This window comes from Sulfitobacter maritimus (assembly GCF_013346665.1).
In the GTDB taxonomy this organism is placed as follows: domain Bacteria; phylum Pseudomonadota; class Alphaproteobacteria; order Rhodobacterales; family Rhodobacteraceae; genus Sulfitobacter; species Sulfitobacter maritimus.
This window is the reverse complement of the sequence record NZ_JABVBB010000016.1, coordinates 12,384-24,979: the sequence shown is the minus strand read 5'-3', so window position 1 is coordinate 24,979 and position 12,596 is coordinate 12,384. Positions and strand designations below refer to the sequence as shown.

Sequence of the window (12,596 nt, the reverse complement as noted above, 5' to 3'; positions counted from 1 at the left end):
TGTACTCCTTCGTTTTAGCTCTTTAGATCGACAAAGATGCGGTGCGCTCATTTGGCGGTAACGGACAAACACCATTTGCAGAGCCTCAATCTCATGCCTTGTCGATCGTATTAAACTTCGATACAATGTATTTAACTTTAAGCAACCATGCTTGTTCTTTTCTGTCAAGAACAGTCTTTCGACTGCTTGGTTCGTAAATGTTAGGAATGCGCATGCCCAACCCCCCAAGCTCACTCTTCGTTGGGTCTCTCGCTAAGGGCCTCAAGATCTTGCGCGCGTTCGATTCGAGTGAAACTGAATTGGCGCTTAGTGAACTTGTCCGTAAAACTGGTCTCGATAAGAACTCTGTCCAGCGATTGGCAAACACACTCTACCTTGAGGGCTTTTTGTATAAGGATGAGTTAAGCCGACGCTTTAGACCGTCCCTCGCCTGGCTTGAGCTCGCAAACGCCTATTACTGGTCTGATCCCCTTGTCGCTCTGGCAATGCCTAAACTTATCGATTTGTCGAGAGAATTAGGCGAAACGGTCAATCTGGCTCGCCTAACGCAGGCTCATGTTATTTACGTATTTCGCCTGCCGACGACGAAGTCCAGATTTCCTGCAACTATTGCTGGAAGTAAGCTGCCCGCGCTCGGGACAGCGTCTGGCCGAGCGATGTTGGCTACGTGGGAGAAAGATGCTCGTGACAGCGCTCTGCAAGATTGGCCTTTACGCGCAGCCACTCCGGCCACGATCCTGGATCGTACCCGGATCGCTGAAGACGTCGCTTCGGCTGCCCGCGATGGATATTCGATTACCTATGATCAAGCTATGGTAAATGAAATCAGTATTGCGGCCCCGATACGCAACCAAGCTGGATACGCAGTAGCTGCGGTCCAGTGTTCGGTTTCGAGACTCAATTGGCAGCCAGACCAGATAGCCACAAAAATTGTTCCCGCTTTGACAACTACTGCCAATAGCATCTTGGATCCCTTGCGTGCTGAGTGACAACTTTCAAGGATCTTCGTGGATGCTGGAAGAACCTCTTGGAGGTAGAGCAAGATCCAAAGCGGAGGCCCCATCGCGCCCAGACCACATGGATTTAAGGATGGCCTCAAAGTCCCGACAACGAAAATAACATTGTATTCACTCTACTCGGCATCGAAAACTTGCGAGAACCCATCGAAATGTACCGGTGCCATGCCGCTGACCACGCCGAATACTTACGCAGATAGCTCCCCACAACGCTTTAGGCCGCCAGCATGAGGCCATCCCGCTCGCGATCTGCTCTGCTACACCCCGTACTAAACGTAAAAAGGCTACGCTAACCGAATAGCGTAGCCTTTCAGGGCACGGGACGCTCCTTGGAGGGAATTGCGTCCTAGTATGAGAGAAACATGCCCTGATCCTTACGAGAGTAGTACAAGACCTACTTAGTATCTTTTTTCACACTATTGAGGTCCGATACGATTTGTTCTTTCAACGCTGTAGCAGAGGTGTCGATGGAGGAAAATACTGCAACTGCCAGGCCGACCACTGCGGCTGTCAGCACAACCCAATCAACTGTAACCGCACCGTCTTCGTCGCGGGCAAACCGCTTTAGTTTTAGAGCAAACTTCATTGGCCTATTCCTTTCGTTATGACCGTCTGAAGCTATTGATACTTTCCGTCTATGGCCTGAATACGGCTAGAGCGGCTGGAAGCTTGGTGATTTCGAGGCATAAATAAGGCGGTGCGCACCTGTAGGTTGATCCATGGCACTTCAAGATGATCTGGCTCTCGTTATGAGGGTGCTTTCGGACAAAGACCCGTTCGAGGGCGCTCAATTTCAAATGCCAAAAGAGTGAGTGTCTCGCCAACATCCGGCGATTGCCTTCAGCCTCGATTCGATGGTCCGTCCGACTACATAAGCCCCCCTCAAGGCGAAGTCACTTCTGCCGCCGATACTGGTCGTCGCCGGCATTGGCCCGATGGTGCAAACTGTGCAATGTGAAGGAAAGCTTAATGCCCACCGTCAAGTGATAGCCATGGCGCGGCGGCATGGTGTTTCCGGGTCACTACTGACTACTTGGCGGCAGTATAGTAACGGCAAGTGACGAAGGAACCTTTCACATCGCAGGCTAATCCGATCAAGGCCAGACTGCTTCCGGACTGTCGGGTTGAGGCGGCCCTTCCGAACGGACAGTGCGTCGTCTCGCCAACCACATTTGATGCCGGAGAGCTTGCCCGGTTTCGGGTAGTGGTGGATTGGCGATGATTCCGTTTCCGGCGGGTGTGGAGGTGGGGATTACAGGCGGCGTCACCGATATGCACGGGACATGAGAAGAATAGAACCCTTACTTCACAAATGGCATCAATCCGGCCTGCCCGCCTTTGTCGGCCACAAACTCTACACCCCATTGTGTGAAGTGGGTCTCGTCCCAGAGCAAGGGGCGGCCCTTATCGTTCAGCATATGACACGCATTTTGAGCGCAAAGCATAGACAGAATATCAATCATCTCGACTTCAGGTTCTGCAGCGATCACAGCATTGGTTGGCGGTGTCCACGAACGGATATTCTTATAGGCATAACCACTCAAGCCTTGGGTAGTGCCCAACTGGTTTGCGAGTTGCACGGGGCTACGCTTGAACGTCTTGTTGCTGACCGCGTAAATCTGCGCATCGGTGCGGGCGGCCAACTGTTGAAACGAGGCAGACATCACCGCTAGTGATACATCACGCCATGCAAAGGCCAACACAATCGCATCCGCCTTCTCAAATGCAGGGCCGGACGTGGCAAGATCCATCATCTCGGGGCACTTTGTTAGCAAATTGGGGTCTTTGATTGAATAAGGATTATCCTCCTCCAGGAAGGTCTTCAACATACCCCCTGCCAGATATGGGATGTTGCAAGTGGTCCAAACAGAACGTGTAATCAGGTCAACGGTCTTTTCAGCATCCAGCGCGGCCAGAACATTTACGTAATCGGCGGCTTGGGAGTCTCCGATTATCAACACGTTAGGCCGTATGTTCTGTGGATCATCCGCATAGTCCTGTTGGCGTTGTAAATTTAGGAAATACGGCCACAAGAATTTCTCCATAGCTTCCATGTCCAGTGTATTCAACGAATAGAGTGCATCAGGCCCGCGTCCGGGCCACCCACCGGTGCCCCAGGCATGCAAAGGCAGAGCAAAGGCGACCATAACCACCGCAATTGAAGCCCGCCATGCGGTCAAAAAGACATGTGTACCGCGTCGCAAAGGTTGTTCTACGATGAAGAATAGCGCGGCGGTCCCAAGAGCGACCAGTGCCAGTAATCCTGCCGTTTCCGCAGGTTCAGGCGGGCGTTGAAGAATGTAAAAACCAAAGACAACAATCGGCCAATGCACCAGATATGCAGAATAACTGACATCGCCCAAGGCACAGAGCACCCGGTTGGAAACGGCCTTAGACAGAAAAGACGCGGTACCTACCCAGAGCAATACCCCTGTTGCCAGCACAACGGGCAAGGCAGCAACGCCAGGGAAAGGCGTCAGCTTATTATAGGCAACAAAGCAGACCACCACCACCGCCAAGGCTAGCGCGTATAAGCTGTGCTTGAGCAAAGCTGATCTGGGCACATAGGGTTGCCCCAGAAAGGCCATGCCCCCTAAGCAGAATTCATACCCGCGCAGCGGCATCAGGAAGAACGCCGATACCGGGGAGACACCCATGAACCAAAGACTTGCAAAGCACGACAATATGGCAACCGCGACAATCAAAAGAACGGGACCCAGACGGCCAAGGCGCGCCCCCAACACCATCAAGACAGGCCAGATCAGGTAAAACTGGATCTCTACAGCTAAAGACCATGTGTGCAGCAACGGCTTGCGAATGGCGTCCGCGTCAAAATATCCTGCTTCAGCCCAAAAATAGAAGTTTGAAAGCCCCAAGGGGGCAAGGATGCTCACCGCTGAAAGCCGCTCAAAATCAAACGCTGCGAATAGAGTAAGCCCGGCAAGGAACACTCCGACAGCTGTGGCAAAAAGCGCCGGAAACAACCGCTTGATGCGCCGAATGCAGAAATCCCTATAGGCGAATCTACCGTCTTGTATTTGACCTAAAATGATCCCGGTCATCAGGTAACCGCTGATCACAAAGAAAATATCAACCCCAATGAAGCCACCTGAGATGGGCGGAATATCGAAGTGGAACAAGATCACCGCAATTACGGCAATGCCACGTAGGCCTTGAATGTCCAAACGACGATCCATGATGGGGCTCCATAAGCAGTATTAGGCCTTTTTCCCGAAGGACCTCGACAGAAACTTCCAAACAGGTGCGGCAGGATGGCCTGCCCCGCTGGCGTCGTGTTTGGCCTTGAGATGGCCTAGAGGCGCGCTCGGCGTCATGCCCTTCCAACGATTTTTGCTTTTGCGGGCTATAGTCTTGATGTCGACCTGCTCTCAACCTTTAATGTGTGGCGTAATATTGTGAGCAGTGTCCCAACAGTTGGCGTCACTCCGCGGGTGGCGCAGGCTAAGCGGAGCCTTCGCATAGCGAAGCGAGATCCGTGCGGGACAGTCGGACACTGTTCAGCAGGCCGCTGAAGGAACACAGTATGCGAATTTTGATGGTTCAGCTTGCAGCAGTTTTGTTTCGGTGTTCGGGTCAGGCCTCGGCCTTCAGCATCGCTGCGATGGATTGAAGGATGATGGCATTGGTGTTGATATCGCTATATGTCTTGCTGGCAGCCCCTGTTCTTTGATTGATGCTGGAAGCAAAGCCATAAGGCGTTTTGGACTTATCGCGCACCAAGGATAGCAACTTGTCGCAGAATGGGTGGTCCCTGTAAGATGCCCACAGATAGGCTGCTTTAGAGCTGATCGAAAGGTGCTCTTCTCGAAATTCTTCGGTTCGATGTGCATCCAAACCGGCTACGGTGTCGGTGGCCCAAACCCTTTCGGCGACATCGAATTGAAGACCTTGATAGACAAACCAGGGGTCACTGTTGATCGGTGTCTCAGACACAGCGATCATCCGTCCGGTTTCTCTATACTCGTCGAGCTGAGCGGCAAAGAGCACATCCGCGAGATAAGCCGACTCCGGCGACATACCGAACTCAAGCGCTTCCGTTAGAAGGGGCTCCGCGCCAAGGGGGCCAATATGCCCACAAACTTCGAGCAGTGCCATCTGACCATCGGAGGGGCTTCGGCCCTGAAAAACCTCATAGGGTGATTTTACTTCGATGCCCCAGGTTCGAAACGCCCAAGCGGCATAATGCGCGCAATGTGATCGGAAGGTGGTTTCCAATTGGCCGTTTTCGACGGAGTAGACAATGCCATCTTTTACGATGTCCCGTAGGTCCCATCTCTCCACCGTCGATGCTGCGCGATCCTTCACTAGGGGATGGATCTCGAGGTTGTACAAAGCGGATAAGAGACGGCCTGCATCACAGCCATCAAAGTTGCGATTTCCCCATTTGATCTTATCTGTGGCGATCCAGCCTTGGGGTAAAAGTCGGCCTTGGGAGCGGCGCCCCGCCAGATTGGGCAGGATACGCCTGATAGATCTTTGGAACTTCTTGGGCGTGATCAGGCCCAAGTCGACGGCAGCCATCAACGCGAAGATGTGGCTTCCTACATCCCACATCGTGACCGCCTCATGGAGCCTGCGCTGACCAGGGGCAAAACTCGCTGTGGCAGGGCAAAGACCAGTTTGGGGGTTGGTCCATTTCTCGAAATAAGACCAGGCCACCTTGGCATCCGCCAGCAATTGTGCGCGTGCTTCCTCACTTCGCTGTCCCGAAGCTTCAGTGACTTGCAGATTGAAGGACTGGGTTCTGCGGTGATGGGTGATGTAAGGGCCGGTTGGCACGATACGCCTGACATAGGCCGGAAGCGCCACAAAATTGGAGATCCCATCCGTCTCAATCTCACCAAGGGCATTTTTCAGCGCAATCCGATGGGCTCGGTTTTGCACAAGATCTGCTGAAATGACGAGAACGCAGTCCCCTGTACCGGCCGCTGCTCCTAAGGGGGTTCTTAGGTCGCGGGCATCTTGGATGGGGATTGCTGGTAAGTTCAGGATGTTCTGCGCAGTCAATCCGGCTTCACGAGCGGTCCCAAGTTTTATGCCAATCCCGTAGCCCCCCTCAGGAGCGGAGCTTGGGGGAGTGGGTGGTGTTTTCTGCGTATGTCTGAAGATGTCGATAGGGTCGCTTGAAGAGGAGGTTTCTTGCAAAGTGATCCAGTAGCCGGCGGCAGGACTTGAAGAGGTCTCAAAGCCAAAGCTCGAGGGCTTTCCTTCAGCCATGAGCTCTTGTCGAAAGGTCGCTAGGACTTTGCGGTCTGGGTCGCGGATATTTTGGGGCAGGACAAAATGCAGCCCGACGTTTCGTCGGTAGGCGTAGGCGTCGCGGAACTGGATGTCGGAGGCAAGGATTGGGCTGACCCAGTGATCTCCCGTTTGGCTGAGCGCTTGTGATGCGAATGCTGTGGCGGCCGCCTCAAGGGCCGCCATGGGAATTGCCGAGAAGTCCCGTGCAGACAAATAGTATACGCGTTCCACAGATTGAGGCTGAGAAAGACTGTAGAGGTTAGACGCCTGCTGTAGCTGCACTCTTTGGCCGCCCACCATTCTGGCCACGCCGTCTTTCCAAGCCTCAGGTCTGACCTCCGTGCTCCTGGGAGGGCGCATTAGGACATTTCGGATGCCCGCCGCCCGCACGCCCGATGGCGCAAGGGGGCTATCGACCAGGTTGCAGGCAATGGTTTGACTAGCCGCCCCAAAGGGTTCCCCTGCTAGGCTACCACCTAGAGCCTCCTGCAACGAGCGCCCCGCCTCATAGGCTGCACGGGCCTGAAAATACGGCGTCATGCGTCCAAGGTTTGGGACAAGCGGTACAACTTCGATCAGACCAGGAGTGCGTTCAAGGTGCCCCCGAAGCGCGGCTGATAGCGTGCTGTTGGCGGTCTCCAGCGCGCTCTGCCCCAAAAGTGTCGGATCGACCACACAGGTCACTGGCAGGCCTTTGCGCATCAGTGCGTCGAGAACAATGGCGGTTCGGGCGAGATCAGTGCCCGGGGACAGGTCATCTAGCACGACAAGTGTATTTTGAACCGTCGTACTGGATGCGACTCCAGTTGTTGGGAAAGCCAAAGCGATGGGAGCGGCTGTGCCCCACTTGAGGAATGTTCGTCGCGCGATCACGTCAGCTTCGCCTGCTCAAATCTGTATCCCACACGGGTCATGCGGCCCCAAGAGGCCAAGGATCCTGTTGCCGCCCGCCAGACGGCTTGGATCACGCAAATATAGAGAACCTGACGATAATAAACGCGTTGCAAGGGGAGCAAAAGCAGCAAGCTTCGGTCTTCCTTGGGGTCGAACCGAAACGCGATAACGGCGCTCAAAATTTCCAGCGCTGGCAAAGCAAGATATGCAATCAGCAATGGGTTGGTCAGAAGATCTGCGTAATCCTGTTCTGTGGCTCCAAAGGTCATGAAAAACTCTACAAGGAGAAGTATGAGAAACAGGTCTGCCAGAGGTGCGATGAAGGGCATCAGGTAGCCGAAGATCGCCAAATCCGGAAGCGCCACGAGACCCAAGCTGCGGCGTTCTCCTATGGCACCTAGGTGTTTCCAACCCGCCTGCATCATGCCCAGGGACCAACGCAGACGTTGGGTCATCAAAGCCCTGAGGGGTGTGGGGGCTTCCGTAAGGGCCACAGCGCGGTCTTCATAAATGACCTGATAATCTGATCGCAGCATTGCCATTGTCATATCGGCATCTTCGGTCAGCGTTTCGGTAGAAAAAATGCCAGCTTCCATAAGTGCCGTGGCGCGCCATGCACCAATCGCTCCGGGCACAACCGTGATGGCATTGAGATATTCCTTGGCGCGGCGCTCGACAGCTTGCGCCGTGATATACTCCAGTGCCTGCAGGCGCGTGAGGAGATTGCCGCGGTTGCCGACCACGACCCGTCCGGCCACAGCGCCCACTTGAGGGTCATCGAAATGGGTTGCCAACAGCCCGACGGCATCAGGTGCGATCTGTGAATCCGCGTCAATGCAGATCAAAACCTCGCATTGGGATTCATTGAGTGCTGCGTTGAGCGCGGCGGCTTTGCCCCGATTGGGCTGTCTCAGAACGGTCACGAGCGGATGATGCGCGAAACTGATCGCCTTCTCGTAAGTGTTGTCGGTCGAACCATCATCTACAACGATAATGTCGAAGTCGGGGTAGTCGGAGTAGAGGGCCTCCCGGATACATTTTTCGATGACCTTCCCTTCGTTGTATGCAGGTATGACAATCGTGACGGAAGGCGTGTCTTTTGTCGGAGACGTAACATGGCGTTTGCGCTTTGTGGCCAGCAGCAAAAGACCCACCGAGCGGAAAATCCCGATGGCGAAGACAGACCAGAACGCGATTTTTAGAAGAGACCAACTGCTTCCGATCGCCAGAAAAGACATGTTGCCGAAGGTCGATGTTACGCGACTCCCTTCGGGCATGAGCAGGTCCGGCGGCGCACCCAAGAGCTCTCCCAAAGTGGTGAATGTATATCCCTGTTCGCGGAGTTCGGAGATCACCCGCGGTAGGGCCGCCACGGTCTGGCTTTGGTCCCCTCCTCCGTCATGCAACAGAACAACACCGCCGGCATTGATCTCCACCTGTCGGATGATCTCATCGGCAAGCTCATCGGCAGTTTGCGTGATCCAATCGCGGGGGACGATATCCATGCCCGCGATAATGTATCCTGCTTTCTCCAAAGGCATGAGAGAAGCGACTTCTTTGGAGGTTATCGGCCCTCCGCTGCGCATGTAAGGCTCACGGTAAAGCCGCATGTTTTTGCCTGTTATGCCGTTGAGCAGCAGCTGTGTAGAGTTGATCTCTACCTTCGCGCGGGCTGCCGAGACCTTTCCCATGTTCGGGTGTGAGTAAGTGTGAGAGCCCAGTTCATGCCCCTCTGTCAGAATGCGCGTAACCAAATCCGGCGCAGCTACTGCGCTGTTGCCCAGAACGAAGAAAGATCCCGGCGTCTGGGTCTCTTTCAAAATGTCCAGGGCGGCGGGTGTATGCTTTGGATGCGGCCCATCATCAAAAGTCAGAACAACTTGGTTGGGCGCCCCTCCCCCATAGAGTTGAACGATACTGGCTCGCGGAAGCGCCTCATAGGAGACCGCCGAAATCTTGCCGGTATCGGTGAATTCTATCAGGCGCTTTCCCACTTGGGGCATCGAGACCGGTGCCACAAAGGGCCCGTCCCCCAGAAGCTCCACGTAGTTCGACAAAACGATATTTTGGAGGCTCTCGCGCTCAAGGCCGCGCCCTCGTGTGGTTTGGTCGATGACCGCCCATATTCCCGGATCTTCATAGCCTAGCCCGCTAAGACCAAATGCGGTTACCCCACGGTCCTGCAAGTTCAGAATTTGGTTATGCGCAGAAGCGGCCTCCAGCATCCACGTCCGGTGCTGGCGGCCTTGGCCGTCTACATAGCTCGCGCGCGTATTACCTACTGCAGCGGCAAACTCCGGCTGCTTCTCTTGATCAGCAAGCGCAGTCATTATCTTGGCGAAGGATTGGATCTCTGGGCGCGGGCGCCCAGAGATCCAATCGACAGCATGCGTGCCAAGCTCAATAACAAGCTTGCCGGGCGCGACGTGTCTTTGAAGCGATGCGATATGGCGATCAAACCAATGTTTGTCGGCAAGGGGCTGGGGCGCAGATCCGAGCCAATACTCCTGATAGCCATTAACGATCACGGTATCAAAAAAGCGGTTGGCAATGACCAGCAGGCTATCGGACGCACTACTGGGCAGCTTCACGCAGGATGCCAGCTCTCGTTCGTTCAAGTCTGTGGTGACTTGGCGGCTGAGCGTGCTGAATACATTCTCTCGCAGAGAGGTAAGCGGCCTTGCATCTAGGCAGAAACCCTCCACAGGGTTTTCTGCTGGCTGTAGGCTGAAAAAATTCCCAAGCGCTGTTGTGACCGTCTCAGGTCCACCCTCAGTGGTCAGAAGCCGCGAAGTCGCCGGATCGATCTGAAGTATGGGCATCACTTTCAGGGACGGGTTCTGAGCCGCATATTCCCACAGAGAATCGCGGGTTTCTTCAGTGACGCCGCGCACTTCGACCCTGCCCTTTGTGGTTGTCAGATGAAACCATGTGGGCAGAACCACATGGAGAGTACCACAGCTTTCGTCGAGGGACTTGGCTGCCCAAGGAAGGTCGGCAGGTACAACTGCAAATACTTTCTGCGTTTGATTGGGCGCTGAAGGTGACCCTTCTTCCTTACCAGTTGTAGAGCACTGGTACTTCTGCGCTTCCTGCTGAGCGTGAAGATCGATCGGCGCAAGATTGGGGTTCTGATCTGTTTGGCGCAAGGAAAAGGCACGGGGGTCTGATGCCGTGGTGCGTCCTTTCAACGCGCCGATGGGTTCGGGCAAAGCGGCTTCCAGCCCCCCATCCGAGCCCACGGTCATGGCAAAGAGCATCAGCCAAGCAACTACCCCAATCGCAACTGTGCTGGCGGATAGGAGAACGCGAGATTTTCTCTTGCGGCTGGGATCCAGAAAAACGCGGTCAGCCAGACCTCGGTTGATGCGAGGCTCATGGTATCCACGCTGCCTCTTTGCGCTCTTCTTGGCTGGTTCTTTCCAATGGCTTGATTTGAACATTCGCATCTTCCGCTCCCCCGCATAGAAGCGCGTGAGGCAAAGAACCGAATGAAGCCTTCCAATGAGGAGCGACCTGCCTAAGGAGCTGATCCCGCTCCTGTTGGAATGGGGCCGTCGGGCCTGGATGGATCACTCAAATATCACTGGTAGGCGACTGGGGGTTCCGGACCGAATGGCCCGCGTAGCCGCAACATCTATGCAGCTACCAGTATAAATTGAGGCAGGAACAAGTCACCCAATTGCACAATTTAGGCCCAATTTGCAATCTAAGATTGTGCTACTGTTTCTTCTCGGAAAACGTTGGCTCACTTTGGAGTGGACTGGTGATGAAGGAGAGAGGCGCCAGCCAAGTTGATTCGCGGAAGATGGAGAATCATTGACAAGTTCCCTGCCGCCGAACATTTTGAAACGCGGCCTTGGATCCTACAGCCCTTGGCCGTCCCAGTAACGGCTACAGCTTCGGCTGTAGCCGTTCATATATTAGCTTCAATCAGATCATTCTAATGCGCGGTCTTTCCCCCCCCAAGCGTTTTCCACGCGCATAAGGGCGGATGAAAATCCGTGCCTCATGCCCAATTTTCGATATGGACGCTTTGAAGGAATGGAAGCTTGCATGATGCCAGCAGGGTCATCAGCTTTTTGCCGGGTCATCTTATCCAAGTTGGCATTTGACCCGAAGTATACGAGAGAGCTTCATATGCCGAGCTTTCTCTGCGTTGCACTGATCTCGTCTCTGAACGTATAGCCGCGGACCAAGTTCGGATCGCCTTTGACAGGCCACCAATCGGTTTGCCCAGGATAGTTGCGCCAAACACGGTCAAAGCGGTCTACGACATGCTGAATACAGCTGCTTTCGCCGGCGGAGCGGCCCGCTCGCCCGTTGTTCGGCCAGTACCATGTGAGTTCGTGACACATGCGTCCATAGGCATCGACGCTCCACTTTCCCGCCCCTAAGCTTGTGTTGTTTTGAGCGCACCAAGCCCGCGCTTGATTATTGGGGCCAAAATAGATGCCCCCTTCGCAATTTTCCGTCCATATCGCCGTTTTTCCCATATAGGCGGCCATGATTTGCTGAGGCGCGGGGGTTCTGGCGCCCGGCGGCAAAGGGTCAGCCATAGCGCTGACTGGCAAAGCGGCTAGGAAAATACGAGCAAGCCATGCATTCTGGCGGAACATAAAAAAGACTCCTTCGACCAAGGTGAGCTGTAAATATCAGAGTCATCTGTCTCATTTTCCAAGTCAATATATATCTACTATGGCCCTTATAGAGCAGAATAATACCGCCTCTAAGATACGCCCAAGCTACATATTGATATTAGTCATCTCTTTGGCGTTTAGGTAATTCACAACCACAAGATGTTATGGGCGCTCTAAGCCTTTATCATTACACGGTGTTGCTGGGTTGGATAGAATGTTTGACAAGCGCTCTGACTGATCGCGCCAGCACACCGAAAATGGGGAAACTTACATGTTTGCAAAAGATGAACTGAAAACAATGTCACGCAAGGAGCTGGAAAAGCTCTTGAAAGACGTAAAAAAGGCTTTGGCCGCGGCTACGGCGCGAGATCATCGAGAAGCGAAAAAAGCAGCTGCTCGAGCTGTTGCTGAGTATGGGTTCTCTTTGGACGACATATCTGAAGCGGAAGGTGCAAAACCGAAACAGAAGAAAAAGACGGCAAGAAAGCCTTCAAAGCCGGTTTTTGCCAACCCGGAAAATACCAGACAGACATGGACCGGTAAGGGGCGGCAGCCCAACTGGTATCGCGATCAGATCGCTAGGGGAACAGAGCGGGACGCAATGCGCATTGCACGCTGAGGGGCGTGCTGTTGCGGGTCGGTGGGGGGGGGGCTGAGGATTGTCAGACCGGGGACGATTTCCCTTGGCGCTCATCTTTTTGGTAGGCGCCCCGTCAAGGCCATGCAGTCCACTTTTGGCACATCGGGTGTCAAGGGAGTGGTGCGCCATGATCAGAACGACGCC

At 54.3% G+C, this 12,596-nt stretch carries 7 protein-coding genes; 2 read left to right on the top strand and 5 right to left on the bottom strand.

What is annotated here, in order from left to right; all coding sequences use genetic code 11:
• The first annotated feature begins 197 nt into the window (after positions 1-197).
• Positions 198-989, top strand: coding sequence for an IclR family transcriptional regulator (locus HTT03_RS00190; RefSeq protein ID WP_343035580.1), 792 nt, complete (start codon positions 198-200; stop codon positions 987-989).
• Between the two features lie 421 nt (positions 990-1,410).
• Here HTT03_RS00190 and HTT03_RS00185 read toward each other — a convergent pair whose 3' ends face one another.
• The 5 genes from HTT03_RS00185 to HTT03_RS00165 all read right to left on the bottom strand — a co-directional run bounded on the left by HTT03_RS00185 (position 1,411) and on the right by HTT03_RS00165 (position 11,791).
• The gene (locus HTT03_RS00185) at positions 1,411-1,602 is read right to left on the bottom strand and encodes a hypothetical protein (RefSeq protein ID WP_174857908.1); all 192 of its coding nucleotides are present in this window, start codon (positions 1,600-1,602) and stop codon (positions 1,411-1,413) included.
• Between the two features lie 715 nt (positions 1,603-2,317).
• Positions 2,318-4,213, bottom strand: a complete 1,896-nt coding sequence (locus HTT03_RS00180; RefSeq protein WP_174857907.1) for an acyltransferase family protein — start codon at positions 4,211-4,213, stop codon at positions 2,318-2,320.
• A gap of 397 nt (positions 4,214-4,610) precedes the next feature.
• Positions 4,611-6,578 (bottom strand): DUF3131 domain-containing protein, encoded by a 1,968-nt coding sequence (locus tag HTT03_RS00175; RefSeq protein ID WP_246253307.1) that lies wholly within the window; start codon positions 6,576-6,578, stop codon positions 4,611-4,613.
• Positions 6,579-7,147: 569 nt separating this feature from the next.
• Positions 7,148-10,420 carry a trifunctional glycoside hydrolase family 18/polysaccharide deacetylase/glycosyltransferase family 2 protein gene (locus HTT03_RS00170; protein ID WP_174857905.1) on the bottom strand — a complete coding sequence of 1,091 codons (3,273 nt, stop codon included), beginning with the start codon at positions 10,418-10,420 and terminating at the stop codon, positions 7,148-7,150.
• An 888-nt stretch (positions 10,421-11,308) separates the two neighbouring features.
• Positions 11,309-11,791: a DUF995 domain-containing protein gene (locus HTT03_RS00165; RefSeq protein WP_174857904.1), complete on the bottom strand. Its 483-nt coding sequence runs from the start codon at positions 11,789-11,791 to the stop codon at positions 11,309-11,311.
• A gap of 292 nt (positions 11,792-12,083) precedes the next feature.
• Between HTT03_RS00165 and HTT03_RS00160 the strand changes: the two genes are divergently transcribed.
• On the top strand, positions 12,084-12,431 hold the full coding sequence (locus tag HTT03_RS00160; protein WP_174857903.1) for an H-NS histone family protein: 348 nt from the start codon (positions 12,084-12,086) through the stop codon (positions 12,429-12,431).
• Positions 12,432-12,596: the final 165 nt, after the last annotated feature.